Below are 26134 nucleotides of genomic sequence, written 5' to 3' on the forward strand. Positions count from 1 at the left end.
CCCTACGAATCCGCAGCGGGGTCCCGTTGGTGAGTGCCCGGCGGAAGCCAACCCCTGGCCCGCCCCAGCGGGATGATCACCGCGGCGAATCCGATCAGCAGCACCAGCGCGAGCACCGAGGCGGCGATGACGAGCGAGCGCGTGACGTGCCCGGTGGGGGCAGGAGCCGGGTACCGCGCGGCTGGCGGTGCCTGGCGTTCCGCCTCGGTCTTGGCCGGAAGTTCCAGGGACAGGGCCGCGAACGGGTCGAGGCGCGGGGTGTCTGCCGGGTAGGCCGCCTCGATCAGCCGGCGCCGCAGGTCCGCTCCGGTGGCGCCGGGGTGGCGTGCCTTGACCAGCGCTGCCGCGCCCGCGACCTCGGCAGCGGCCAGCGAGGCGCCGGAGCCGATGTAGTGGCCGTTGCCGCTGGGACCCACGCTGACCATCTGGCTTCCGGGCGCGGCCAGGTCGGGCTTGTACGCGGGCGGTGCGTCCTCCTGCCGGTTGCCGTTGGACCCGAAGTCGACGACGGCCAGCGCCCCGGGCGAGGCGGCCGGCCAGAAAGGTCCGGGCGGCGGGGTGCCGTCGGGACCGAGCTCCTCCCGGGGGACCGCATCGGGCGCCGCGGGGGCGACGACGAGCGCACCCCGGCCCGTGGCGTACGCGACGGCGGCACTCACCTCCGTCCCGTCACCGCGGAGCGCGTGGCCGACGTAGATGACGTCCACGCCGCGGTCAGCGGCGGTACGGATGCCCTGGGCGATGCGCTGCGCGCTGGGCACGCCACGGTTGTCCGTGCCCAGGAGGGCCAGGATGCGGGTCTCCGGCGCGATCCCCAGCACCGCGCTCCCCTCGATCCGGGCCCCGGCGATGAGTCCGGCGGCGAATGTGCCGTGTCCCACGCAGTCCTGGTCGGCTCCGTCCACGGCTGTCACTCGGCCGCTGAGGCTGGGTGCCTGCGCCGATACGCCGGTCCCGACGACGGCCACCGTGGTGCCGGCGCCCCTGGTGAGCTGCTGTGCCTTCGGCAACCCGAGGACCGCCCGCGCCCACGAGCTGCTGTCCGCCCTCTTGTCCGAGGCCGCAGTGCAGGGTTGGCCCTCGCCCAGGCGCACGGGCAGCGGAGGCAGGAGCGTCACGGCATCCGGCGTCGGGTCGTCCGCGGCGGATGCGGCGATCGCCGTGGACGCGGGGGTCGGCAGAAAGAGGGTGGCCGCCGTCACGGCCGCCACGAATGTGCTCTTTACGGGACTTGACATGCCGCGCATGATAGGCGCATCACGCCCACCCCCGTCTATAGCCCAACATACCAATATATCAAAGGATTTGGAGAGAGCGTGTCACGGCAGATGCTCACGGTGCACCCCGGGAAACCGGACAGCTACCAGACGATCGGTGAGGCACTCGCCCAGGCGCGCACCGGAGCGATGATCCGGATCCACGCCGGCCGATACCCCGAGAACCTCGTGATCCGGACCCGGGTGACGCTCGTGGCGGAGGCCGACGACGGTCCCGTGGAAATATGCCCGCGCCGCGGCAGCGCGGTCAGCCTGTTGGCCGATGCCGTCATGCTCAGTGACCTCAGCCTGCGCGGCCACGACAAGGAAGTGGCGGTGGTCGACATCCCGGCGGGACAGGCGGCCATGAACGGCTGCACCGTCACCGGGGCGGGGTGGACGGCAGTCCTCGTGCGCGGCAGCGGCTCGCTGGCCGCCCGAGGGTGCCGCATCGGCAACCCCGGAGGTGCCGGACTCGTCGACACCTCGGCTGCCGGCAGCGTCATCGAAGACTGCCAGTTCGAGAACCTCGGCACCTCCGCGGTGGTCATCGGCGAGAACGGCGACCCCACCATCCGCGGCTGCACGGTACGCGGCGCACGCGGCAACGGAATTCTCGCCAACGGTGAGGCCAGGGGCACGGTGGAGAACTGTGTGATCTCCGGAACCGACAAGCCCGCCATCGCGCTGGAGGGCCACAGCTCCACCCGCATCCGGGGCACCACCGTACGGGGCTCGGCCGTCGGCCTCCTGGTCAGCAGCGTGGCCCGGCCGGAGATCGAGGAAACCTCCTTCGAGTCCACAGCCCAGAGCGCCATCATCATCTCGGGCGGCGCCGATCCGCTGGTCCGCAGGTGTGTCACGCGGCGTACGAAGGGCAGCGGGCTGGTCGTCCTGGACCGCTCGCGGGGCACGATCGAAGAGTGCGAGTTCCTCTCCGCCACCGAACCCGCGATCCGGGTGGCGGAGGGCAGCTCGCCGACACTCCTGGGAAATCTCGTCCGCGACTGCACCAACACCATCGCCGGCGTGCTGGTCACCGACGCGTCCACGCCCGAGTTCGACGGCCTGCAGGTGCACGGCGCCGCGGGAGCCGGCATCTCCGTCCGCTCGTCCGCCGATCCGCTGATCCGCCATGCGACGGTTACGGGCTCCGGAGGCAACGGTGTGGAGTTCACCGACAACGGGCGGGGACGCCTGGAGCACTGCCGCGTCGAAACGGCGGGCGGCTCGGGGCTGTTCGTCGCCGATGACGCCAGCCCGGACGTCAGTGACACCGTGCTGGCCTCGGCGGACCGCTCCGGGCTGACCGTCGGGGAGCGCGGGCTGGCCCTGCTGCGGGACTGCGAGATCAGCGCCAGCTCCGAGTCCGGTGTGACCGTGATGGACGGCGGCGAGACCACTTTGGAGCGGGTCCGGGTCCATGGCGCCCGTGCTCACGGGATTCTCCTCTCACGTGGCAGCCGGGGGGAGCTGACCGCCTGCGAGTTCACCGGCGGCGCGGGCGACGGCATACGCGTCGACACCGAGGAGGCCGTGTCCGCCGTCCGGTGCGTCGTGCGGGACAACCGGGGCTCGGGCCTGCGCCAGAGCCGGCCCGGCAGCCGCCTTTCCGTCGAACACCTCACCAGTGGCGGCAACGGTGCCGAGGACGCCTGGGGGGACACCGGACCCGGCACGGGCGATCCGCACGGAGCACAGAACGCCGCGGGCCGGGAGCCCGAAGGCCCGCTGGCCGAGCTGGAAGCCCTCACCGGCCTGGACAACGTCAAGCATCAGGTGCGCACGCTGGTCAATCTCAACCAGCTGGCGGAGCAGCGCAGGAGGCTCGGCATGCCGGTGGCGTCCATGAGTCGCCACCTGGTCTTCGCGGGACCGCCCGGCACCGGCAAGACGACCGTGGCCCGGCTGTACGGGGGGATCATGGCATCGCTGGGGGTCCTACGCACGGGCCACCTCGTCGAGGTAGCCCGCGCCGACCTGGTCGCACAGATCATCGGCGGCACGGCGATCAAGACGACGGAGGCCTTCAAGAGCGCGCTCGGCGGGGTCCTGTTCATCGACGAGGCGTACACCCTCACGCCCGACGGTGCTTCGTCGAACGACTTCGGCCGTGAGGCCGTCGACACCCTGCTCAAGCTGATGGAGGACCACCGCGACGACATCGTCGTGGTCGCGGCCGGCTACTCGGAGCAGATGCAGTCCTTCCTGACCGCGAACCCCGGCCTCAGCTCCCGGTTCACACGCACCATCGAGTTCGGCAACTACAGCGTCGACGAACTCGTGACAATCACTGAGAGCATGTGCGAACAGCACCAGTACGCCCTCGGTCCGATGACGAGGGAGGCCCTGTTCCTGCACTTCGAGGGAATGACCCGGGATGCGACCTTCGGCAACGGGCGTGCGGCTCGCGGGGTGTTCGAGGAAATGGTGGACCGACAGTCTTTCCGGCTCGCCTCCCTGACCGATCCGGGCGAGAGTGACCTGTCGACGCTATTGCCGGAAGATGTCGGGGAGCAGGTGGCCGCGTCCCTGAACGGCACAGCCGAAGCCGCGGATGACGAGCCCGGACCGCTGGCCCGACTGGAGTCGATGGTGGGCCTGAACGCGGTCAAGCGCGAGGTGACCGATCTGGTTGACCTGCTGTCCAACGCCCGGCAGCGAGCCGCCGCGGGCCTGCCGACCGCCAGGATCAGCAACCACCTGGTTTTCACCGGGCAGCCAGGAACGGGCAAGACGACGGTGGCGCGCCTGTACGCAGAACTGCTGCACTCCCTCGGCGTACTGGCCCGGCCCCACCTCGTCGAAGTGGCCCGCGCCGATCTGGTGGGCCAGTACGTCGGGCACACCGCACAACTCACCAAATCGGTGTTCAACAGCGCTCTGGGCGGAGTGCTGTTCATCGACGAGGCGTACACCCTGACGCCGGAGGGCTCTGCAAACGACTTCGGCCGTGAGGCGGTGGACACCCTGCTGAAGCTGATGGAGGACCACCGGGACGAGGTCGTGCTCATCGCCGCGGGCTACACGGATGAGATGGAGCGGTTCCTCGCCTCGAACCCCGGCCTCGCCTCACGGTTCTCGCGCTTGGTGGAGTTCGAGGACTACACGACGGAAGAGCTGGTGACGATCGTCACCCAGCACGCCGCGGTGTCCGGGTACGCATTGGACGCCGCCACCCTCGCGGCCCTGCGCGTCCATGTGGACGCGATCCCACGCGGGCGGTCCTTCGGCAACGGCCGGCTGGCCCGCCGCATCCTGGAGGACATGATCACGCACCAGGCCCGCCGGCTCACCCGAATGGAGCGGCCGACTGTCGACGACTTGAGGCTGTTGCTGCCTGAGGACCTGGAGCAGAACATTCATCCACAGCGAACACGGCGCTGAACCAGCCCTGCCAGAGACCGCCCGCTCGGTGCCCCTCCGCCCTTGGGCGGGGCCGCGGAACCGCGGCGAGAGAGGCTCCCTCCTGCCTCCCGTGAGGCACGAGTGAGGCGCTCTCAGATCAGCAAGAGGACCAGGCCCACGCAGCCGGCCCACGGGAGGAGAAGGGCCGCGATGCCTGCGATCCCCGCGATCCGCCGCCACCGGCTCTGCCGGGGAAACGGATGGCCGTCAAATCGGTCGAGGCGACGCGCGAAGCAGGGCGCCTGCTCCCGCAGCCGACACTCGATGTCTTCCAAGGCCAGGTCCTGGCTCCTACGGTCCATCACGCCCTCCTGCGCTCCTGCGCTCCTGCGCTCCTGACATCGTTGATCCCCACCCCGGCCCGCAGCAGCACACCGCGCTTATGCCCGGACCATGCGGCCACGGCCCACCGTCGGCGAATGCCGCCCCGTCAACGCGGTTCAACCGGCTGTCCCCATGGCGAACCAAGTACCGCGAATCGAAACCGCCTACGGCAGACACGTCCCGGACGAACTTTCCATGCGACAGCGCAATCTGGAGAACTCACCCTCTACACAACAATTCCGTAAGGCGTGAAATCTTTCGGGCTCAGGACGAGCAAGCTGACACGCAGATGCGTCGCCAGCCTCTTCCAGGATAGGCCCCCATCTCCCTTTCAGTCAGGCCCGTTCTGGCTTGAAACGTGTGGTGTTCATGCCTGCAGCATGGCTTGCGACGACTCCCCGTGGGGGCATACTTGCATCTCAGCGCGGTTCAGACTCCCGGCCTACACCAGTGCGCGTCATTCCGCATCGCTCCCGAGCGACCGCTTCTGGCCACGACGGCGCCCGCTTCACCCTGCAATTCGGGCACACATCGAAAGATTTGACGAGCCAGAATGCCACGTCTTGCCCATTCCTCTTGACGGCAAAGGAAATCTGCCTATAAATGCAGTGACATACCCGAAGGAGAGCCGTGAGAACACTCACCGAAACCCTGGCCAGCACTGCCATTTCGTACGGCGCCCGTCAGCGCCGCCGCGATCTCGCTCGACAGGCTCTGGAACAAAGGCCGGGAGAAGCCCCGCGCGCCTCAGAGAACTCCTACTCCGCCGCAGGGCGTCCCTCCTCCGCCCCGAGACGCCTCGCCCGCTTGGTATTGGGCGCGACGGTCGGCGCGGCTGTGCTGGCCGGAACCGGCACGGGAACCGCTTCAGCGATGCCCGCACCCAGCCACGCTGGATGGGATGGGACCAGGTACTGGTACAAGGACGCCTCGGGTGGGTGGCGCTGGACGTCCCACTACGACAAGTACCTCGCGAACGTGGATGCCGCGGGGGCCGACCTCGCGGCCCCCACAAACACCCGCCCCTCAGCCATGCCGGTCTTCCGGGGCCACGCGGGGTGGGACGCAACAGACCGCGTCTACTGGTACGAGAACGACGGGCACTGGTGGTGGACCAGCCATCGTGAGAAGTACGAACGATTCAGCGAGAGGTCCAATCGCGCGACCACCACCACAGCCGGCGACGACGCCGAGGGAGAGACGGTCACGGAGTCAGTCCCGGTGGGCTCGGGGACATCGGTTGTCGAGAGCGCCATCGATTTCGCGAGCGCGCAGGTGGGTGACCCCTACGTATACGGGGGCAACGGCCCCAACGCCTGGGACTGCTCCGGGCTGGTCCAGGCGGCCTACCAGCAAGCCAAGGTCGCACTCCCCCGCGTAGCGGCGGACCAGTACCGCGCCACCACTCCCCTCACCCGCTCGCAACTCCAGCGCGGCGACCTGGTGTTCTGGTCCACCAACGGGCGTGCGTCCGGTGTCTACCACGTCGCGATCTACCTAGGGGGCGATCAGTATCTGGAGTCTCCCCGCCCTGGAAGGTCGGTCCGCGTGTCGAGCTTCAGCTCCTTCAACCCCAACCTCTATGGCCGGCCGTAGTGAAGGCTGTGCCGCACAGCACGTCAGGAGTCGGTAGCGGTCGTGCGAAAGCCGTCCAGTCGTCGCCGAACGGCGGCGCGGGCGCCTGGCTGTCGACCGGGGACCTGCTCACGGAGTGAAAGGAGCGTCGCTCCCAGGGCCATGGTACGGACAGGGTCCGACACCCGCAGCCATTGATGGTGGGCTCGGTCCACGGCCGCTATGACCTCCTCGGCCTCCGGCACCTGCCGGAGGCTGTACAGCCGGACCTCGGCAACCTTCATCCAGCCCTCGCAGCTGCGGCCGGGGTCCTCGGCAAGACGAGCCAGATCCGCCTGCACCTCCATCCATTGGACGGCCGGTGCCGAATGAGGCCCGTGGGACCGTAGCGCCTCGGACTGGCAAGCGGAGGCCATAGAGGCCGCCCGGGCATGACACCCGGCCGCCGCCGCCATGAGGATCGCGGGCAGGGGGTCTTCGGGCGTGGCAGGCCCTGCCCCGAGGGACCTTGCGGTGTCGCGCGACGCCAAGGTCCGACCCACGGCGCGCAACCCCGGTAGCGCAACCGGGGGACAATGCTCCCTGGCCAATACCACTCCGTCCGACTCCCCCACCAGGTCGATCGCCGCCGTGTGGACGGTAGGGAACGGGAGTTCCTGGCCGTCATTCAGCAGCTTCGCACAAGCCATCAGATAGGTGGGAGAACGGGTCTCGCGTCGACGTGGCGGTGGAAGTACCCGTCCGTACAAGGAAACCCCCTGGCAGAGGGCCAGCCCATTCTCCCTGATGTGGGTCCAGGCCGCAGGCTCCGCTACCAGGTCCACCACCACACGGGTGTGGCCGGCGCTCCGCACTTTGAGCTCCGTTGCCAATGACCGCCAGGACAGCGACGTGTACCGCAGGCTTCCAGGAGTGGTCAGCGCCAGCCCCAGGTACAACTCGCTCTTGTGTCGGTCCAAGTACAGCTGACCCACGACGTAGACAGACACTGGGCCGCGGTTCTGGAGAACACCGCGTATCCGTGCCAGCACCGCCTCGGGCTCGATGGGATCGACCAGTTCGATGACGGACCCCTCGGCCGTACCGGTCAATCGGCTCGGCGGGATCGCTCCCAGCGGGAGCAGGGCGGACGCCGTTTCCATCAGCCGCCCCTTGCCCGTTGGCGCCGCTGCCAGCACGATCGCCGCGCCGGGCGCCGGGGACTTCACGCCGGGCTCATCGTTCAGGACGACTCGCCAAGAACTCGTGTTCATGCTTTCCCCCTTGGAACCTCGCGCACAAAAATCGGCGGCTACCGGCAGGAAGGCCGGTGTCTGCCGTGACTGGTTCGGGCGGACAGGCTGCAGATAGTCGCCGTCTCGGCCACCTTCTGCCCCATGCAGACAAAAGGATATGAGCGGAACCAGCGCCGTGGAATGCCCGATTGCCCTCGGCAGCGTTCCGGTTCACGCCCGCTGGCAGCAGCTCTGCTCCTCAAGCCGCAGGGCACTCCCCGCCAGGACGACCGCAGCCCTCAACTGGCTTCGGTGACCAGGGCTTCGGCATAGTCGTGGCTTGAGTGGATTGCCCTGATATGCGCTGGCGGCGGTCCGTATGCAGAGCAGGAACGGGCTTCCCTGGGTGCCGATGTGAGGGCCCCGCGGTGGGGATATCGCCCGCTATTACCCCCGGCCCACTGAGCGGGTCTTCGCGCGGTCGTACCGTTCAATCCGGTGGTGGTGGGAGAGGGTGAGTTGCTTGGATCGGCGCATGGAGAACTCGATCTGGGATGCGTTGCTGCCGGTGGTTCGGGAAGAGGTGGACGAGCTGATCAGGGGTGGTCGGCGGCTTCACGCGGTGAAGCTCATCCGGGAGGCCCACCCCGGGCCGCTTCCTCGACTACCTGACGCTGTGGAGGTGATGTGCGAGCGCGCGGCGGAGCTGCGGTGCTGACACGGGTGCGGAGCCCTGTGCAGCGAGTCCGTGGGTCCAGCTGCGACGCAGAACCCCGCTGGAGTCCCGATGGTGGATACCCGACCGGCAGGCCCTCAGCGTTCTCGTGTGAGGCCCGGTCCGTGGCGATCTGTCAGCTTGGCTGGCCCCGGAACGTAGCAGGCACGGGCTTCCAAGATCATGGAGTTCTCGACGCCCCGTGATCCGACGGGAAGACCGTGCCTGCCGAAGCATCATCGCCGATCCCGCCTGCCTTGACCAACTCCGTCAGCAGCCTGAGGCCGTGCCCGAGGAGATCCCGGGCCTGCTGGAGCGACTGGCTGAGGTGCCCGACCCTCGGGACCCGCGCGGCGTGCGACACGCCCTGGTCGCCGTGCTCACGCTCACCGCGTGCGCGGTTCTGGCCGGGGCGACCTCCCTGCTGGCGGTCGGCGAGTAGATCGCTGACGCCCCGTCCTGTGTCCTGGAGCGCCTTGGCGTACGGCCCGACCCGCTGTTCCCGAAGCGATGCACGCCTGCGGAAACGACGGTACGACGGCTGCTGGGCCGCATCGACGGCGACGTGTTGGACCGGGCAGTGTGCGGCTGGCTGGCTGACCGGCGCCTCGGCGCCGACGGCCGGCTGCGCGCACTGGCGGTCGACGGCAAGAGCCTGCGCGAGCAGGCAGAGCCAAGGGCCGGAAGGTTCATCTGCTCGCCGCATGCGACCCCGTCCGCAGCTTGGTCCTGGCCCAGCTCGACGTGGGCGAGAAGACCAATGAGATCACCTGCTTCCGGCCGCTACTGGAGACCCTCACCGACTTGGCGGGCGTGGTCGTGACCAGCGACGCGATGCACACCCAGCGCGAGCATGCGACATACCTGCTCGGCCGCAACGCGCACTTCATCGTGATCGTGAAAGGACATCAGAAGAGGCTCCGCAAGCAGCTCAAGTCCCTTCCGTGGAAGCAGATTCCGCTGCAGTCACGCACCCGTGACACCGGGCATGGCCGGGGTGAGATCCGCCGGATCAAGGTGTGCACGGTGAACAACCTGCTCTTCCCCAGCGCACGCCAGGCCGTTCAGCTCAGGCGCCGCCGGGTGGACCGCAAGACCGGCAGGATCAGTATCAAGACCGTCTACGCGGTCACCAGCCTGACCGCCAGGCAGGTCACACCCGCCCAGCTCGCGACCTTCATTCGTGACCACTGGAAGATCGAGGCCCTGCACCATGTGCGAGACGTGACGTTCGCCGAGGACGCCTCGCAGCTGCGGACGGGCACCGCCCCCCGTTCCATGGCAACCTGGCGCAACCTCGCTATCGGCGCCCTCCGCCTCGCGGGGAGCACCAACATCGCCGCCAGCCTTCGACGTAACGCTCGCGACGCCAGCAGGCCGCTCGCTCTCCTTGGACTCACGTGATCACGAAACGGGCATCAAGCGACTACGCCGAAGCCCTGCTTCGGTGACGGGTTCAAGCACCACCGATAAACCGACGGGCCTCCGGATGTGGGCTGCACCCCCAGCCGCGTCACCCTCGGCGAAATGTCGGCGTTGTTGGCAGCGACAAAGCGCGGCATTCTCCTACTGCGGTGCGGGGAGACAGATGGCCTGCCGCTGTCGCGACTCGTCTTCGTCAGCCGCTGGCGCGGGCAACGTCATGGACATTCCAGACGACCTGCCATGTGGTTCTGCCCCACACCACGCAGACCTCCAAGTCCAGACCGCGATGATGCAGGAATGGTGCGATCCGCCCGGCTCTTGACCTCAGGGAGCGCCTGCCAACGAGGGAGTCAGCGGTTCCCAACAGTGCTCCAAGGTCGTGGCAGCACCAAGGCCCCGGGTAGGCCAAAAGCACTTCAAGTAAAAACCGCTGAGCGGGGAAGATGGGTACGGGCCCAGAGCCGAGGCTCACGGGAGCCGGCGCGGCCAGGGGAAGCCGTGAACTGAGCCACCGCCCTTCTGCTCTTATCCGTGCAGCCAGTTCGGTTGAGGGTGCATCTCGCTCCAGCACATTTGTAGCACCTGACTTGAGGAGGGCCAGCGGGTCCACCCCGGAAGGGATGAGCACCACCACGTGGGCAAGCCGCGACAGAGCACGTACACGGGTGCCCAGCTCGGGCGCGGGCCGCGCGGACGGGATGTCCATCACGACGAGCGTTGGCGAGTGCGAGACCAAGTCCTCGCGCGCGCGTGGAGATCCCCAGCTGTGGACGGTGCGAGGCCTGGAGCCGGCGAGGGATAGCTTCCCTATCAGCGAGCCACTGGCCGTTCTGTCGAGGGAGATGAGGGTGTACGGCGTTGCACGGTCTCGTTGCGCAGTGCTGCCAGCAGCCCTGCCGGTTGAGCTGTGGAGACTGAGATGAGCAGGGGGCTGCTGGGTGGACGTACCAAGTCTGTGCCTTGCACTCATCACGAAGCAACGTGCGGGTCGGAGCAAAAGGCCAGGCCTTCGGCCCGCAGAAAGAGTTCGACATCACGGGCGTTGCGTGCCGCTGCTTGTACGGCGAAAGGGGTGAGATCGAGTGCTTTGGCGATTCGCAGCTCGCTCCAGCCCAGTCGACGCAGGCGGACTATGACAGCTGGACGATTCTTGAACTCGATGTGCACCTTGGAACCCCTGAGGATTCGCTCGATCGTCAGAGGATCCGGACGCTGCCACAGAGTTGCCTGTTTCCGCAACCGACGGCGCTCCTGGGGTGTGTAGCCTCCCCAGATCCCATCGTCCGCAGAAAACCGAAGGGCGCTGGCGAGGCAGCCCACGCGCACGGTGCACACCTCGCACAGGTGCTTCGCCGCCTGGATGTGGTCTTCCTCAAGCGATCCGCCCGGCTGGGGGAAGAACAGAGCGGGATCCATCCCACTGCACGCCGGTGACGGATACGAGGAGCTCTGGTTGTCGAAATGCACAGGGGCCGACTGGGGATTGTTCACTGTTTCTCCTCGTGAGTGGGCCTGCGTCGATGAGTCAAGTACGGCGATGAAGGGCACGAGTCATGGCCTGGCTCTGACGACCGATGGGCCTCGTCAGCACAGCGCGCGATGAGCTCTGGACCACTCGTGCGTGCTCATCTCAAGGGGCCGATCCCCGAAAACCGAACCGCTGTCATGGGTGAAGACAGCCGAGCAGCGGTGCGCGGTAGTGGCGGCTTCGTCGCAAGCGCTGACGAGGGGAAGTGCAGTTGCAGCTTCTGCCCGGCCCTTCCAGCATAGGGCTGGGCCGCCTCTCGGCCACGTCCGTTCGCTCGCCGCAGACGTGGAGTTCATGACTGGGTGTACAAGGCCACAGAGTGGCGCCCATAGGAATAGTCGCAGCTAGGACCCGGTGTCAGCTTGGCCGGAGCGCCAGTCACCGCTGCCGCTTCCGAGCAGTGCGACCGGACCTGTACCGGCAGGCGCCCGAAATTGTTGGTGCCGTCTTGAGAACGACTCAGCGAACCCACCAACCACCGGCGCTCGGTCAGCACCTCTCACATCGAAGATGCAGGTCCGCGAGGCCGCCGATGCGGACGACCGCCGCCGGGTCACACCGGCTTGGCGTTAACGGTTCGAATTGGCCCCACGTTTCCGGTCTGGGTTGGCCCCACTTCGTGGACAACACGACGATTGTTCCGGCCCGAGGTGGCCCCGGGTTCCGGCCTCAGCCGGCCCAGCCCTGGGGCTCGGTCGGGGCGGCCTGCTGTTGCGGGATGGTCATGAGAGAGAATGCTGCGCATGACGACTTGAAGAGCACCGGCCGGGCGGCAGCACTGGGTCAAGGTCGCGTCCTGGGACACGGTCAAGGAAGGTGATCACCGAATCTGCGCCGCTTGCGAAACCGAAGTCTGCTCCTACCAGTTCCGTTTCCGTCCGCCTGAGTCCTCGATGTTCGAGCGGTGCGTCGGGTTGGCCTGGTGCTCCGGGTGCCGGATCTACTCCGGTGCGATGGTTCACGTTCCCCGAACCCGTGTCCTCGTCGACGCACTGGCGTCCCTCCCTGCGGACGAGCGCGATCGGCTACTTCGCAGCGAGGCGAAACTGATCAGGTATCTCGAGAGCCGTGGCGGCGGCCGACAGTGATCGATATCCGCCGGGTGACCGGCGATCTGTGAGGGCTACTTCTTCGTCTGCTGCTGCTTCGCTTTGGTCTGGGCGAGGCGGTAGGACTCGGTGCCGGCTTCGATGATGGCGCCGTTGAAGGTGTGCACGCCGAGATCCTTCGTTCAGCTCGTTGCCTCACCCTCCCGTGGCGGTCGCCATGTCCGTGGCCTGTCAGGCTTGGCCCGCGGCGATCACATAGGAGTCGAGTCGCGAGCGAGCTGCTCGCGACTTGCGAAGGTCCCGTGTCACGTTGACCCGCTTCAACCACCGGTCCCGGCCGTCATACCGCGCACGGAAGGGCGCACGGCCGTGTACTGAACGGTAGTTGTCGATGAACAGGACCTCCCCCGGTGTCAGCGCGATGTCGGCCTGTTTGGCCTTCAGCTGTCCGAGCAGGGCGGCCAGTGCCTCGGCAGCCTCCGTGTCTTCCGGGTCGGTCTCGGTGTAGCGTCCGTCGACTACCAGGTAGGGCGACTCCCGGTCTCCGAAGAGAACCGGCGTCCTCACCGACGAGGGCGGCGTCCCGCCTCGTACCGCAACACGCCTTCTGCGCTCGTCGTCGGGTCGTACCAGGAAGCGCGGCTCCAACAGCACCCGCCGGTGGTCGGCGCTCAGGACCACCCCGTCGAGTGATGCGTAACTGGTGCTGACCCGATCGTCGTTGCGCAGGCACATGAGGCCGAGGTAATCGCACCGCAGTGGGGAGAAGGCGTCCTCGGAATGGAGTTCCATACGACTGCTGCTGCTCCCGGCGCTCTGCTCGTGCTCTTGTCCCCGCACAGGCAACAGATCCTGCACGAAGCGACCGTCCTGGACGTTGCTCCAGGAGAAGACGTCACCGAGGAGCGACCCGAGCAGCACCAGGTAGAGCTCGTGCTCCAGGACCCGAGAGGGGAAGGCTTCCGGTGTCCAGTGTGCAGGTGTCGGACCAGCGTCTGCGTCATCGACCGGCCAGCCGCCGATGACGCAGGCGCCGGCCGGCTCTTCGCACCGGAAGGCGAAAAGGAACCGTTGAAGGCGCAGAGGGAGGGACCTCGCCACGAAGGGGGCGTCGCGCCGCAGAATGTCCCCTGCGGAACCTCCCCGCAGGAGCAGCGGAACGATGACGAGGTCGCATATCTCAGAGACCTCAGCAGCAGTCAGATCGAACCGTATGGGTGCCACGGCACGCGCGGGAGCGTCTGATTCACGGTCGTCGGCCAGCAGTGGATTCACGGGTCACTCCCTTGGGATCGCACGGAATTCACCGGACAGCGTGGCGTTGCCTAGCCTCGACGTTGTCCGCCCACCTCACGTCTAGGTGGTTCCCCTGCATTCACTTCTAGCGGTAGGAGAGAGGTGTGCCCAGTTTCACACGCCGCTCGATGGTGACCGGTCGTGCCCGTCTTCGGAACGCTTGCGCGGCAGGGGGCATGGGCCGAGAAACAGGTCACTCTGGAACGACCGCCCAGTTGTATACGAATGAGCGTCCGAAGAGTGCCCGAACTTGCGGCAGAGGACGGTCCGGGCAACCGCTGACGGTCCTCGTCCAGGCCCCGCTCGACCGGCGCAGGGGTGCGGTCGGAATCGGTGGCAACCCCGCGATCGTGCGCTCGCGGGCACGCGGCGTTTCTCGCTCAGAACTACGGAGCGGCCACGCAAGAGGGGCAGCTCGATCGTCGCCGGTGCCATGCCGAGGTCGAGCTCGGGGTGTCAGTGCGTTGTGGCAAAGGGAGTCCCTGTTCGATGAGCAGGGGCTTCTTCGTGTGCGGGGCATGACTGGGGCGGGGTAGGGGCAGGCAGCGGACGGCTTGTTGTTGATCGAGGAGGGTGCGATGCCGTCGGTGCTGGGGTTGATGGAACAGCGTGAGGCGCGGGCGAGGCAGGACCTGGAGTCCTGGACGGAGGTCCTGGAGCAGGCTCAGGCGGAGGTGGATGCCGCGCGGGAGCGAGTCGAGCGGGCCCGGGTGGGGCGTGAGGAGCTCGTGTCGGTGCCGGCCGAGGAGAGCCCCGTGATCACGCCGGTTTCCGTGCCGTCGGGTGGTGAGATGGCTGCCGCCGTGGGATCGAGCGGCCCCGGCGCGGGGCATGGCGAGAGGCCGCCGGTGCGGCGGTCGGGCATGGGCGGGGAGGTGCTCAGCGGCCTGTATCGGGAGGTGTTCGCCGCGGTGGTGGCCGCTTCGGGGCCGGTGAACGGAGTGGAGCTGACGCGGGCGGTGGGCCGGGAAGCGGAGATCAAGAACGAGGTGGAGAAGATCCGTCACCGTGCCTACGTGCTGGAGAAGCGGGGCTGGCTGGCGCGGGCGAAGGACGGACGGTTCATGCCCGCGCCCGGGGCAGTCGGCCGGGACGCTTCTCCGGCCAGCGCGGAGCGTCCGCGGCCAGGCGCCGGGACAGCCTGATCACAGCGGCCCACCACACCATCTGGGCGTGGTGGTCGAGGCGGCGTTCGTAGTCGCGGTTGAGGCGGCGTGAGCGGGAGAGCCAGCTCAGCGTTCGCTCCACCACCCACCTGCGGGCCAGCACGACAAACCCGCGGTGACCGTCGGATCGGCGCACGACCTCGATCCGCACTCCGTGCAGGGCGAACGCCTTGGCCAGGGCCGGGCCCTGGTAGGCGCTGTCGACCCACACCAGTTTCAACAGCCGGCCCGGCTGGTCCATGAATGTCTCCAGCAGCGCGGGAGCGGCCTTGGAGTCGTGCACATCGGCTGTGGTCACGGTGACCTCCAGGAGCAGGCCCTCGGTGTCGGTCAGGATGTGACGCGGCACCAGCCCCATCACCCGCGCCTCCGGCAAGGTTCACTCCGTCCAGGCCCGCTTCGTACGCAACGACCGCCTCGCCGACGCCCTCCAAAGGCAGGCGTTCTCCGCCATCAACATCTCACCCGGCGCCCGCCGCTACTACGACAAACAACGCGCCCGCGACGCCGGCTACAACCCCGCCCTGCGCCAGCTCGGCAACCGCCTCGTCGGCATCCTCCACGGCTGCCTCAAGACCAGAACCCTCTACGACGAGGGCACCGCCTGGTCACACCACGCAACCATCCCCGCCGCCGCTTGACATCAAAACGGCATGGGATGTCTGACCACCCACGACCCGAGGAACCTTGGAGACCCCGACCACCGCGCCGGGCCGTCACCATGCCCACCAACCGCCACCGCCCCAAACGACCCCGCTCGGCTACCCCCAGCCACAACTGAAACGGCGAGGCTACCTCCCGCACGACTTTCCGCACTGGAACACCGTCTACGGCTACTTCGCCAAATGGGCCGACGAGGGCGTGTTCGCCCAGCTCAACGGCCTGCTCAGGCAAACCCTGAGGGAGAAGGAGGGCCGGGACGCAGAGCCATCGGCCTGCGTCATCGATGCCCAGAGCGCCAAGACCTCCACCAGCGTGCTCGCCTCCAGCCAGGGCATCGACGCCGGGAAGAAGATCGTCGGCAGGAAGTGGAACATCGTCACCGACACCCTCGGGCTCCAGGGATGTTGCAAAGTTTCATGATCTTGTGAGCCTGCTGGTCAGGCGATGCCCAGGAGATGGAGCGGGCGGGTGAAGGGCTCGTAGGAGGCTTGTCGGAGGCCAGCGGCGAAGTTGTGGTGCCCGATGGTGCGGAGGGTGTTGATCGCCAGGTTGCGCAAGGTCGCCATGTTCTCCGGGCCGTGGCCGTGCGGATCTTCGAGGCGTCCTCACCGAAGACGGTGTCGCGGACGAAGTGGAGCCGGTTCTCGATGGTCCACTGCGACCTGGCGAGCCGGCCAAGCCGCTCGGGCTTTGAAACCGCCCTGCCTCGGGCTCCTCCTCACCGTGCTGATCACCGCGGCGAGCGTGAAGGGCGTGGGCTGAAGGTGATGCCAGTGGCGGCACGGATCGGAAGCGTGCCCCCAGTAATTCTCGTTCGAGCAAAAGAGCTGTGAAGTGAAATTCGTCGGTCTCTTTGTGTGTATTGAAGGGCAGCGAGTCGATGCGCGTTGAGAATTGTCTGACCGAGGGCTGCTGCAGGCCGCCCGTCGTCAACGTGGTCGTTGCGGGGCGTTCGCGGCCCACCGGCCGGTAGTCGCGAACGCTGCCTGCTCGCAACGACCACGGAGGCGTCGAACGCGCCGGCGACGATGGCGTTATGAAGACGGACGCTGACTGTCGGACAGCGTCCTTGGGGTGATCGCCAGTATCCACCGGGTGGAGTTCAGATTGGCCGCCAGGGCACGTAACGCAGGGGTGCGTATTCTTGCCTGAGCGGGCGGGCTCGCAGTGCGCGGCGATTCCCGCGAGGGGTAGATGCTCCGTTCCGATGTGTAGTTCGTGCTCGTATAGGGAGAGCGGCCCCAGCTCGGCGAGTTGCTCGCCACGGACGGGGTGAGCAACGCGTTCAGTTCACGGTGTGCGCGGTCCGCGCGCAGGCGCAGGCCGACCGGTGGGCGGACCTCTTCCGCGCCGGAGGGTGATCAGCTCCTCGGCCCCCTCCCGCCAGTCGGCGCCACCGCCGTGAGGCAACCCCGGCCCCAGCGTGGCCGTCAGCCCCGTGCGGTCCGCACACCGGCGCAACCGCGCCGCCCCCGCGTGCCCGATCAGCCCCTTGCCATCGGCGGCCACGGTCAACCGCCGGTCACATCCAGTGTGCTCTGCCACCAGATAAGCATCCTGACGCTGCATGCGGTCTCGGCAATCGTAGCCTTGCAGGCTGGCACACCTCTCATTGCTCAAGATCAGGCCGGACTCGATTTCGTTGAATAGCCAGGGTCAATCGCCGCTTGGAACCTGTACCAGCTCCCGCAGATCAACACAATCGCCTCAGGCGCCCCACGCCAAATGGGCTACTGCACGATTGAGCGCCCATTTTTCCGACTGGAGCTCAATCGAGCATTCTGCGTGGCCCGGTTGGCGCGGTTTGACATCCAAGCGATTGCCTCAAGAGTTATCCAGAGTATATGGTTTGACTCCATGTGACGTGATCACGACTCTGTCACGAGGGAGCCGACTCCTTGCGTCCGCATTATTGCGTTGCCCAGGATTGCGGTCCACGGGCCGGACGGGAACCGTTAGCCTTCCAGCATAGTTGTGAATGGTTGAGCTCATGTCCGTAGAGCTGATGGAGCAGCAATTATATTGCGTGCCCTCCTCTACGCTCCATCACCGAACCCTGAGGAGATTTTCTCTCTGCGAAGTTTGGGGCGCAGCATCGCACTAACGCGATTGACCAAATACTAGCCAAGAGGCTTTTTTCGAATAGAAATCCGACGCGACCGAGAGGGAAACGGAATTGCAAAAGAGACGCTCCGATTTCGATGTGTTCGGAGACGGCGGAAATGACGTGGACAGCGGAGCAGTTGAGAACGTGTGGCATCTCCGGAACCAGAGAACCCGCCGCTCGACGGGCCTGGCTTCGACTGCATATCGCATCTTTCATGGCATGGATTCCACTGATTCTTCGAGCCTGCCCGTCGTCACCGATTCCCGGTTATGCGATGCACGCCGCCGCGAGTTGCCTCGGCCTCTTCTCGAACGCGAGGCGGAGTTGGCCAGTCTCGCCTCCGTGGCGTACGAGGCGGCTGAGGGATGCGGCTCCGTCACACTGATCCATGGCGAGGCAGGGATTGGAAAGTCGAGCCTAGTGGCAGCCTTGCCGCAGACCGTGCCGGTCAACCTCCGACTCAGGTTCGCCTACTGCCATGACCTGGCAGCGCCCCGTCCTCTCGGACCGATCCGGGATCTGATCACAGACGCCGGATCGGCGAGCAGACTGCAAGACGACATGGACGCCCAAAGCGTGCTGGACCTCGTATTGGACACGCAGCCGAAGCGCCCCGGGGCAGTGATGGTGGTCATCGAGGATGTGCACTGGGCTGACGACGCCACACTCGATGTGTTGCACTACGTAGTCCGACGCATCGCCGCACTGCCGGTGGCTCTCGTCCTGACCTATCGTGACGACGTCATCGACTGCCGGCGTCGGCTGAGTCCGCTGCTCGGTCAGGTTGCGACCACTACGCGACCGCGCCGGGTGAAGCTGAGACCACTCTCGCTCCATGCCGTACGACAGCTCAGCGCCAACAGCGCAATCGATGCAGCCCAGTTATATGCAGCGACCTCCGGCAATCCATACTTGGTCACCGAAGTCCTGTCCTACGGCGCCCATGTTGAAGTACCGCCATCGGTAGCCGACGCGCTTCTGGCCCGTACACGCCGGCTTGAAGTGGAAGTTCGCAGGTCTGTGGAGCAACTCTCCGTCATTCCCACGCCTGTCGAGTGGTGGCTTGCCCACGTGCTCCTCGCCGGGGAAACAGGCGGCTTGGACGCCGCTGAGGGGCAGGGCCTGATCTCAGTCTCCCCCGAAGGCATCTCGTTCTGCCACGAACTGACCCGTCAAGCGATAGCCGATTCGCTGCCTGGGGCGCGGAGGATGGAACTCAACGCACGGGTCCTCGCGGCGATGGTCATCCACAAGGGGGTGGACCTGTCGCGGTTGCTCCATCACGCGACCGAGGCCGGCGACATGGACGCGATGGCCTACTACGGCCCGCAGGCCGCCCGTGAGGCTTCCCGGTGCGGTTCGCATCGCCAGGCAGTAGCGCGCTATCAGTCGGTGCTGAACCTGCTCGCCCGATACAGGCCGGTCCAGCAGGCGGATCTGCTACAGGAGTACGCGGTCGAGTGCTACACGATCGGGCAAGGCCACAACGCAATGGAAGCCCAGGTCTCAGCGGTAAAGCTGCGTCGAAGCCTGGGCGATCCACGTATGCTGGGAACCAGTTTGTGCTGGCTGTCGCGCATGTACTCGTGGAATGGCCAGAGACAGGCGGCCGAACGCACCGCACGGCAGGCCATCGATGTAGTCAGCGGCGTCGGAGACCAGCGCCTGCTGGCCCTCGCGTACAGCAACCAGTCACGCTTGCATGTAGCAGACCCCCAGACCTCTGAAGGAATCGAGTACGGGGAACGGGCTCTGAAACTGGCCAGGAACTTGGGAGACCGCGCGATTGAGTCACACGCGTTGACCAGTATGGGAACAGTGCAGTGGGTGCGGGGCTCGCGAGTGTCCGGCCGCTCCGTGGTCGAGGAGAGCCTTCAGACGGCACTCGCGGCAAACGAGATCGAGCATGCCTGTCAGGCGTACCTGACCCTGGCGCACATGCTGCTCAGTGACCTGCACTTGGACGAGGCCCAGCACTACCTCACGCAGGGCGTCAAGCTGGCCGAGAGCAGGGAGCACCTCGGCCTTCTCGGTCGCATGCACATGGCAGGCGCCTTCGTGGCCTTCAGCGCCGGCGACTGGGACCTGGCGGTCCAGAGCGCGGAGCGAACCTCGGACGAACAGTGCCTGGTGTCCCGCTGGGGCTCTCTGGCGGTCCGCGGGCGAGTACTCGTACGACGTGGTGGTTCGGGCGGCGAGGAGTTACTCACCCGTGCCTCCGACATCGCCCGGGAAATCCGCGACGTGCACGGGGTTGAGGAAGCGGCTGCAGGCCTAGCCGAGGCAGCGTGGCTGAGGGGAGACAGGGACACCGCCCGACTTCACGCCGAGTCGGCGTACAGGTGGGCGCGCCAGGCTGGCCACAGTCGGCCACGACACGAGCTCACATACTGGCTTATTCGAATGAACGTTCCCATCGAAATGGACGGCGACACCCACCCGTACGCGCTTCAGGCTGCCGGGCAGTGGGCGAAGGCGGCTGCCACGTGGAGGGAGTCAGGCCACTCGTACGAGCGTGCCGCCGCGCTCGCAGAAACAGGCCACCAGGACGATCTCATCACCGCGCTCGGGCTCCTCGAAGGGCTCCGCGCGGAGCCGCTCACCCGGATCGTACGGACCCGAATGCGCGAACTTGGGATCCACCGCGCCCCGCGCGGCCCCGCCTCAACGACCCGACAGAACCCCCACGGCCTCACCCGCCGACAGGCGGAGGTCACGCAACTGATCCGCCAGGGACTCACCAACGCCCAGATCGCGGCGGCGCTGGTGCTGTCGGTGCGCACCGTGGAGCAGCACGTAGCGGCCGCCCTCGCCAAGCTCGGCGTCGCTAGCCGTCGGGAAGTTGCCGACCGTCTCGACAACCTGCGAAACGACTGACGAGCTCGTGCATGGTTCCAGTCGCCGTGGAAGCGGTGCCGGTGCATGGGCAGGAACGTCGAAGCCTCTGTTGGTGACCTTGATGCCGCTGTCATAGGTGCCTGGATCGAGTTCCGCGTGGACTTTCATCCCGATGTGGATGGTGGTCGCCTTGAGACTCTTTACGATGATGGGCCGGGTCCGTCCGGTGGACGGCCCTATCTCACATTGGGTGGTGACGGAGGGTGGTGCTATCCGAGGAGGCGGCGGTGACGGTGGAGGGTGAAGCCGGCTCGGGCCTTGACCCAAGGTCAGGTAGTTAGGGCTCGCAGATCATTAACTCGCTGGTTTGATCTCTGCTGGGAGGGTGATTCCACGGGTGCTGGCGAAGTCGTAGAGGTCGTCGAGGGTGGCGAGTCGGTCGTCGGCGGGCTGGATGGGGTGCCCGGCTGTTTCCAGGAGCTGCCGGATGTCGCGGATGCGTCTGTTGATTGTTCCGGGGTGGACGGTGAGCAGGGCGGCGACGGCGACTTGGGGCAGGGCGAGCCGGTAGTGGAGGAGTGTGGCTAGGAGCCGGTCGGCGAGGGTGAGGACGGGGCGTCGGCCGGTGGTGCCGTCGCCCTTGACGCGAGGTCGGTGGCCGCGTCGTTGGTCCAGGTGAGTCTCGCGCTGGGCGTCGTGGAGGATGGTCAGCGCGGTGATGAGGGTGTCCCACTCGGCGGGCGGCAGTACGGTCAGGGCGGGGTGGCATAGCCAGGCGAGGTCGGGGCTCGGCTGATCGAACGGGTCTGGTGCGTCGTTGACCTGGGTGTATGCCTCGGGGCGGAGTGTGTAGTTCCAGTCGCCGTGCCAGTCGTGGCGTGTGACGGGGAGGACGTCCATCTGCCCGTCACCGATGCGGACCCCGGTCTCGTAGGTAGCGGTGTCGAGTTCGGCGTGGACTTTCAGCCCGGTGCGGGTGGTGGTCGCGGCGATGCTCTGCACGATGACTTCGTGGCTGGTCAGCGGCCTGCCGCGCCAGTTCATGGTGATGTGTGAGAACAGCCGGTGCTCGATCCGATTCCATTTCGATGTGCCCGGAGGAAAGTGACAGACAGTGACCTCCATGCCTGTTTCCAGGGCCAGGGCGGCGAGTTCGGCCTTCCAGGCGCGGGTGCGGTAGCCGTTGGAGCCGCCGGCATCGGCGGTGATCAGCAGCCGCCTGGCCTGCGGGTAGTCCTCCTTGCCGCGGGCATTCCACCAGCGGCGGATGGATTCGACGGCGAAGGCGGCGGTGTCGTGGTCGGTGCCGACGCTGACCCAGCCGGTGTTCGCAGCCAGGTCGTAGATGCCGTAGGGCACGGCCTTCCCGAGTTCCTTGTCCGGGAAGTCGTGGGTGCTGACCCGCTCGGGGTTGCCTGCGGGCCGCCATTCCCGGCCGCCGTTCTTGAACGGCCCCACCACTTCCTTCTTTTTCGTATCGACGCTGATCACCGGGTCGCCGGCCACCTGGTGGGCCTTGGCCTGCTCGTTGATATAGCGGAACTGGCCGTCCCGGTCCGGGTGCTGCCGGCCTTCGATGACTTTGGCGTTGCCCTGGAGGCTGAAGCCTTCCTCGCGCAGCACGTCGGCGACGGTGTCGGCGGATATCCGGTGGCCTTGGCGCGTGAGCTCGGCGGCGAGGTGGCGGGTGGACTTCGTCGTCCACCGCAGGGGCGACATCGGGTCCCCGCGCATGTCCGGCTCGACCAGGGCCAACAGTGCCGGACGCAGTCCCGGGTCCAGGTCCACTACCCGCTTGCGGCCACCACCGACCCGGCGCGCCCGCCCCAACGGGGCTTCACCGGAGTCCAGTTCAGTGACACCAAGCGACACCGTGGCCTCTCGCACTCCAGCCGCCCGGGCGACCAGCCTGATCCCGCCATGGCCCAGTACCCGGGCCTCGGCCGCCAGCAGGAGACGACGCTGACGTTCGTCCAGATGCGGGAACAGCACCGTGAACTTCGCCACCAAGGCCGCCGCTATCTCTTCCGCCGCTTCCATACCACGCCAACGACCGCCAGATCGGGAAGCTACGGGTTAATCCTCTGCGAGCCCTAACTACCTGGCCTTGGGCAAACCCCACCTTGACCATTACCCGTCGCCGAGTGGGTTCGGCTGGTGGGGCTGTCGATTTTCGGTGAATACTACTGGAACTCCTGCTAGCGTCGTCCGCATGCTGACTGATTTCATCCAGGTGCAACGACTCGACCAGGACCCAGAGGTCGCCGCCCACCGGGCGATTGTGCTTGAGGAAGGCCGCCACAGTGTGTATGGCGGATACCACCACCAAGAAAGCTTCGTCAGGCGCGTACGCTATGCGTTCTCGGACCGCGACGAGTACGCTGGCATACCCATCGACCGCCTTCGGATAGGCAACTTTTCCCAGTTCGGCTCTGGGATGGCCTTCCTACTCGGGGGCAACCAGGGGCACGACATCGAGGCAGTCACCCCGTACGGCTTCGTCAACAGCTTCTCCATCGGGGCCGCGAACACTTGGGCTCCGGTGGGCGACACGGTCGTCGGCCACGAGGTGTGGATTGGCTACGAGGCAGTCATTCTGCCCGGAGTGACCATCGGCACGGGAGCCGTTATCGGAGCGCGGGCCGTCATCAGCAAGGACATCGCCCCCTACGCCGTGGTAGTCGGCAACAACACGACCGTCCGGCACCGCTTCGATCCGCTCCGGCGCAAGCTCCTGTGGCGCATCGCCTGGTGGAACTGGTCTGACGAACGCATCACCGAGGCACTCCCGCTACTCCAGGCACGCGACGTGCTCGCCCTGGCACGCTACGCGGGCATCGACCCCGAAGACGTCACCAAAGACGACGACCCCAGCATGCTCCCGGGCGAGTCCATTGAGAACGTGCACAAGTAGGCGGGTGGAGCGGTGCAGGCACGGTCCCCGATCATGGCGTTCTGACGTTTCATGATCATTCAGGGTTTGTGTGTACCTTCTGCCCCAACGGGCCCGCCCAAACAGGCACCTTGCTCTTCTGTGGCGGGCACACGCAGGCGGAATGCCTCGGTCGCTGATAGGCCGCATAGACCCTCTTCTCGCCATTGCGCGTAGGACCGAAGACCGCTCCAAGGAGGCCCCGCGTGCCGGTCTCGCACAGGACCATCAGCCGCACGAGCGGGTATCCGGCCCAGCCCCACCCGCTGTTCGGACGGCCCAGCCAGCTGCGGTTTCGTTCCCGGTCAGGGACTTTGATGGAGCTGCAGACTCTGTTGCTCAATTCCGGGGTCAGGCTGTGAGCTGGTAGCCGAGGCGAGCGAGGCGGCCGGTTCGGGGTGGGGTGTCCGTGGTGGTCCAGTGGGCGTCGAGGCGGACGATGTTGATCGCGGTGGCGGAGAACGTGTGTTGGAGGCGGACCTTCGGGAGGCCGCGGTAGCGGGCCCTGCGCAGGCCAGTGAGGTCGAGGGCCTGGTTGATGGTTCCCTCGATGCCCGAGCGCAGGGCGTACTCGTCCTTCCAGGTCCGGGACTTCTGCTCGGCGCGGGCCGTGGTCAGGGCAGCGTGGAGGTGTTCGGGGTAGAGGGTGAGCATCCGGTTGCCGCGCCGGGACCGGGTGCACAGCTTCAAGACGGGGCACTCGCGGCAGTCGGAGCGGGCGAACTCGACGACGATGGCGTCGCGTCCGTGCTGTTTCACCGGGTGCCACCCGGTGCTGGTGCGGCCTTCGGGGCAGGTGGCCTGGCGTGTCTTCCAGTCGATGCCGAAGGCGTTCTTGTCATAGCCGGCGGCCGCCTTGGCCTGGGGCGAGTGGTCCAGGAGCACGGGGGTGACCATGATGATGCCCTGCCCTGCGGCCTGGGTGATCAGGTCGGCCGATGGGTAACCGGAGTCGAGGTAGTGCTCGGCCGGCTTCAGGCCGCGGGCGGTGAGCGCGGCCTGGACGGTGGCGGTCGCCTTCACGTCCGGGACGGTGGCCACCGTGGTCAGCACATCCGTGATCAGGTTCACCGCCCGGACCGGCTCCTGCCTCCCCACCGCCCCGGCTTCGGCTTCGGCTTCGGCTTCGGCTTCGGCTTCGGCTTCGGCTTCGGCTTCGGCTTCGGCTTCGGCTTCGGCTTCGGCGGGAGTGTCGCAGGTCTCGGTGAGGTGGACCTTGTAGCCCAGCCAGAACAGATCCTCGCCCTTGGCCGCCCAGCGCGCGTCGGCGTCATAGGGCGAGGCGAGGCGGAGATGACCGGGCGGAACGCCGTCCGTGTCGGCCTCCCGCTTCCTGACCACCTCCCGCCCGCGCGTATCGGTGCTGATCACGTACGTCTGGACCAGGACCTGCCGCAGCAGGGCGACCGGCTCGATCTCCCGCAGCCACCCGGGCGCCCCCGGTGCCCAGACCGCCCGGCACAGGGCCAGCGCATCCTGCCCGAAGACCAGCGCGAGCCGCTCCCGCTTCGTCTTCGAGGCCGGAAGCGTCCAGCCCTCAATCCGCTGCCCGTAGCGGTGGGCGAGTTCGGGCACGTCTACCACGCTGGCCAGCCAGGACGGCGCGGCCGCCGCGAGGGCTTCCAGCGCGGCCCGCACGCTCTCCCCGGCCAGCTCCAGCCGGTTCAGGTCCCGCACCGCGCTGATCACATGGGTCGCGTCCGTGCGCTGCTTCCCGCCCGCCGCCACCAGCCCCGCCTCCCGGCAGTGCTCCAGCAACTTCTCGAAGACCACCCGCTCCATGTCATGCTCGACCAGCCGGGCCCGGAACTTCGACAGCACGCTGAAGTCGAACCCCGGATCCTCCAGCTCCACCCCGAGCGCGTACTTCCAGTCGATCGCCCGCACCGCCATCACCGCGGCCTGCCGGTCGGTCAGGTTCTCCGCGAACTGCAAGACCGTGACCAGCGACAACACCCCCGGCGACAATCCCGGGGCCCCACGAACCCCGAACGCCTCGACGAACGGCTCGTCCGCGAACACCTCACCGAGCCGATCCCGCACCCGTATCGGCAGACTCCCCTTCGGGAAAGCGGCCCGGGCCACCCGCGCCGTCCGTTCCGGCACTGGCGGCAACCCGCTCGACCGCAGCGACATCCACATCACCCCCACGGCCGCACGACAGGGAAGCGACCGCACGATAGATCATCACGCACCAACCGAACCACGCAGCCGGAATTGAGCAACAGAGTCGCTGCATCGGCCTCAAAGGCGACCACGACGGCTGGCTCCTCGCCGAGCTGACGAGTGACTTTCAGGAGCTCGTCCAGCGTCGGTGCGCGGAAGACCGGATCGTAAAAGGTGGACGGGCAGCTGACGAAGAACGGATCACCGAAGACCAGCTCCAGGCTGTGGTAGTAGGACAGGTCGTGGCCGGCGGCAAGCCTGAGCTCCCCGCCATCCCAGCCGACGACGTCCCAGTCCCACCAGGACCCTTCAGGGAGCTGGATCGCGGCATGCGCCCCTTCGACATCCACCCGCGCCCCCTCATCCCGTTCGAACAGATCGACAGGCTACACAGCGGCCATGTGTGTGCGACTTGACGCGTTAGGGCCCTGAGGTGTCTACGGGGAATCGGACATGTGTCCTTTCGGTTGAT

18 protein-coding genes and 4 pseudogenes are annotated in these 26134 nt (G+C 67.1%); 9 read left to right on the top strand and 13 right to left on the bottom strand.

Going from position 1 to position 26134, the window contains the following annotated elements:
- Positions 1 to 2: 2 nt before the first annotated feature.
- On the bottom strand, positions 3 to 1238 hold the full coding sequence (locus tag OG332_RS07360) for a S8 family serine peptidase (RefSeq protein WP_327412686.1): 1236 nt from the start codon (positions 1236 to 1238) through the stop codon (positions 3 to 5).
- A gap of 78 nt (positions 1239 to 1316) precedes the next feature.
- Between OG332_RS07360 and OG332_RS07365 the strand changes: the two genes are divergently transcribed.
- Entirely contained in the window at positions 1317 to 4643 is a 3327-nt protein-coding gene (locus tag OG332_RS07365; protein ID WP_327412687.1) for a right-handed parallel beta-helix repeat-containing protein, read from the top strand.
- A 113-nt stretch (positions 4644 to 4756) separates the two neighbouring features.
- Here OG332_RS07365 and OG332_RS07370 read toward each other — a convergent pair whose 3' ends face one another.
- Complete coding sequence (locus OG332_RS07370; RefSeq protein WP_327412688.1) at positions 4757 to 4966, bottom strand: hypothetical protein; 210 nt, start codon at positions 4964 to 4966, stop codon at positions 4757 to 4759.
- Between the two features lie 895 nt (positions 4967 to 5861).
- Here OG332_RS07370 and OG332_RS07375 point away from each other — a divergent pair.
- A complete protein-coding gene (locus OG332_RS07375) occupies positions 5862 to 6584 on the top strand; it encodes a C40 family peptidase (protein ID WP_327412689.1) in 723 nt (240 codons plus the stop codon).
- Between the two features lie 23 nt (positions 6585 to 6607).
- On the opposite strand, the gene OG332_RS07380 is transcribed toward OG332_RS07375, so the two are convergent.
- The gene (locus tag OG332_RS07380; RefSeq protein ID WP_327412690.1) at positions 6608 to 7816 is read right to left on the bottom strand and encodes a hypothetical protein; all 1209 of its coding nucleotides are present in this window, start codon (positions 7814 to 7816) and stop codon (positions 6608 to 6610) included.
- 962 nt (positions 7817 to 8778) lie between these two features.
- Here OG332_RS07380 and OG332_RS07385 point away from each other — a divergent pair.
- Both OG332_RS07385 and OG332_RS07390 read left to right on the top strand, forming a co-directional pair.
- Positions 8779 to 8934 carry a transposase family protein gene (locus OG332_RS07385; protein WP_327412691.1) on the top strand — a complete coding sequence of 52 codons (156 nt, stop codon included), beginning with the start codon at positions 8779 to 8781 and terminating at the stop codon, positions 8932 to 8934.
- Positions 8935 to 9215: 281 nt separating this feature from the next.
- A complete protein-coding gene (locus OG332_RS07390) occupies positions 9216 to 9896 on the top strand; it encodes an ISAs1 family transposase (RefSeq protein WP_327412692.1) in 681 nt (226 codons plus the stop codon).
- 990 nt (positions 9897 to 10886) lie between these two features.
- Here the strand turns inward: OG332_RS07390 and OG332_RS07395 are convergent.
- From OG332_RS07395 to gntD, 3 genes are all read right to left on the bottom strand, one after another.
- Positions 10887 to 11408: a WhiB family transcriptional regulator gene (locus tag OG332_RS07395; protein WP_327412693.1), complete on the bottom strand. Its 522-nt coding sequence runs from the start codon at positions 11406 to 11408 to the stop codon at positions 10887 to 10889.
- A 1160-nt stretch (positions 11409 to 12568) separates the two neighbouring features.
- Positions 12569 to 12661, bottom strand: coding sequence for an ATPase (locus tag OG332_RS07400; RefSeq protein ID WP_327412694.1), 93 nt, complete (start codon positions 12659 to 12661; stop codon positions 12569 to 12571).
- A gap of 64 nt (positions 12662 to 12725) precedes the next feature.
- Entirely contained in the window at positions 12726 to 13769 is a 1044-nt protein-coding gene (gene gntD, locus OG332_RS07405; protein WP_327412695.1) for a guanitoxin biosynthesis L-enduracididine beta-hydroxylase GntD, read from the bottom strand.
- A gap of 599 nt (positions 13770 to 14368) precedes the next feature.
- Between gntD and OG332_RS07410 the strand changes: the two genes are divergently transcribed.
- Positions 14369 to 14935, top strand: a complete 567-nt coding sequence (locus OG332_RS07410; RefSeq protein WP_327412649.1) for a hypothetical protein — start codon at positions 14369 to 14371, stop codon at positions 14933 to 14935.
- Here OG332_RS07410 and OG332_RS07415 read toward each other — a convergent pair.
- Positions 14853 to 15314, bottom strand: a complete 462-nt coding sequence (locus OG332_RS07415) for a transposase (RefSeq protein WP_327419135.1) — start codon at positions 15312 to 15314, stop codon at positions 14853 to 14855. The two genes, OG332_RS07410 and OG332_RS07415, sit on opposite strands and share 83 nt — an antisense overlap.
- Here OG332_RS07415 and OG332_RS07420 point away from each other — a divergent pair.
- Together OG332_RS07420 and OG332_RS07425 are read left to right on the top strand one after the other, a co-directional pair.
- Positions 15301 to 15597, top strand: a pseudogene (locus tag OG332_RS07420) (IS110 family transposase); the annotation flags it as partial. The gene OG332_RS07415 and the pseudogene OG332_RS07420 overlap by 14 nt on opposite strands.
- A 151-nt stretch (positions 15598 to 15748) precedes the next feature.
- A pseudogene (locus OG332_RS07425) lies at positions 15749 to 16015 on the top strand (IS5 family transposase); the annotation flags it as partial.
- Positions 16016 to 16056: 41 nt separating this feature from the next.
- On the opposite strand, the gene OG332_RS07430 reads toward OG332_RS07425, so the two are convergent.
- Positions 16057 to 16185 (bottom strand): hypothetical protein, encoded by a 129-nt coding sequence (locus OG332_RS07430; protein WP_327412696.1) that lies wholly within the window; start codon positions 16183 to 16185, stop codon positions 16057 to 16059.
- A gap of 1760 nt (positions 16186 to 17945) precedes the next feature.
- Here OG332_RS07430 and OG332_RS07435 point away from each other — a divergent pair.
- Entirely contained in the window at positions 17946 to 20603 is a 2658-nt protein-coding gene (locus OG332_RS07435; protein WP_327412697.1) for an ATP-binding protein, read from the top strand.
- A gap of 11 nt (positions 20604 to 20614) precedes the next feature.
- Here the strand turns inward: OG332_RS07435 and OG332_RS47805 are convergent.
- A pseudogene (locus OG332_RS47805) lies at positions 20615 to 20774 on the bottom strand (ISAzo13-like element transposase-related protein); the annotation flags it as partial.
- Between the two features lie 144 nt (positions 20775 to 20918).
- Positions 20919 to 22604, bottom strand: coding sequence for an ISAzo13 family transposase (locus OG332_RS07440; protein ID WP_327412698.1), 1686 nt, complete (start codon positions 22602 to 22604; stop codon positions 20919 to 20921).
- 172 nt (positions 22605 to 22776) lie between these two features.
- Here OG332_RS07440 and OG332_RS07445 point away from each other — a divergent pair, with 172 nt between their 5' ends.
- On the top strand, positions 22777 to 23478 hold the full coding sequence (locus OG332_RS07445) for a CatB-related O-acetyltransferase (RefSeq protein WP_327412699.1): 702 nt from the start codon (positions 22777 to 22779) through the stop codon (positions 23476 to 23478).
- A gap of 178 nt (positions 23479 to 23656) precedes the next feature.
- On the opposite strand, the pseudogene OG332_RS47810 reads toward OG332_RS07445, so the two are convergent.
- From OG332_RS47810 to OG332_RS07455, 3 genes and pseudogenes are all read right to left on the bottom strand, one after another.
- Positions 23657 to 23824 (bottom strand): annotated as a pseudogene (locus OG332_RS47810) (IS4 family transposase); the annotation flags it as partial.
- Positions 23825 to 23847: 23 nt separating this feature from the next.
- Positions 23848 to 25539 (bottom strand): transposase, encoded by a 1692-nt coding sequence (locus OG332_RS07450; protein ID WP_327412700.1) that lies wholly within the window; start codon positions 25537 to 25539, stop codon positions 23848 to 23850.
- A 98-nt stretch (positions 25540 to 25637) separates the two neighbouring features.
- A complete protein-coding gene (locus tag OG332_RS07455; protein ID WP_327412701.1) occupies positions 25638 to 26012 on the bottom strand; it encodes a hypothetical protein in 375 nt (124 codons plus the stop codon).
- Between the last annotated feature and the right edge of the window lie 122 nt (positions 26013 to 26134).

Origin of the sequence: Streptomyces sp. NBC_01233 (assembly GCF_035989305.1) — a bacterium.
GTDB lineage: Bacteria > Actinomycetota > Actinomycetes > Streptomycetales > Streptomycetaceae > Streptomyces.

What these genes read in the sequence shown, in the direction of transcription:
- OG332_RS07375 (WP_327412689.1), top strand. Translation starts at nt 5,862, where the DNA reads ATGCCCGCACCCAGCCACGCTGGATGGGATGGGACCAGGTACTGGTAC.
- OG332_RS07360 (WP_327412686.1), bottom strand. Translation starts at nt 1,238, where the DNA reads ATGTCAAGTCCCGTAAAGAGCACATTCGTGGCGGCCGTGACGGCGGCC.
- OG332_RS07430 (WP_327412696.1), bottom strand. Translation starts at nt 16,185, where the DNA reads ATGGCGACCTTGCGCAACCTGGCGATCAACACCCTCCGCACCATCGGG.
- OG332_RS07415 (WP_327419135.1), bottom strand. Translation starts at nt 15,314, where the DNA reads ATGGGGCTGGTGCCGCGTCACATCCTGACCGACACCGAGGGCCTGCTC.
- OG332_RS07410 (WP_327412649.1), top strand. Translation starts at nt 14,369, where the DNA reads ATGCCGTCGGTGCTGGGGTTGATGGAACAGCGTGAGGCGCGGGCGAGG.
- OG332_RS07445 (WP_327412699.1), top strand. Translation starts at nt 22,777, where the DNA reads ATGCTGACTGATTTCATCCAGGTGCAACGACTCGACCAGGACCCAGAG.
- OG332_RS07440 (WP_327412698.1), bottom strand. Translation starts at nt 22,604, where the DNA reads ATGGAAGCGGCGGAAGAGATAGCGGCGGCCTTGGTGGCGAAGTTCACG.
- OG332_RS07435 (WP_327412697.1), top strand. Translation starts at nt 17,946, where the DNA reads ATGGATTCCACTGATTCTTCGAGCCTGCCCGTCGTCACCGATTCCCGG.
- OG332_RS07370 (WP_327412688.1), bottom strand. Translation starts at nt 4,966, where the DNA reads ATGGACCGTAGGAGCCAGGACCTGGCCTTGGAAGACATCGAGTGTCGG.
- OG332_RS07380 (WP_327412690.1), bottom strand. Translation starts at nt 7,816, where the DNA reads ATGAACACGAGTTCTTGGCGAGTCGTCCTGAACGATGAGCCCGGCGTG.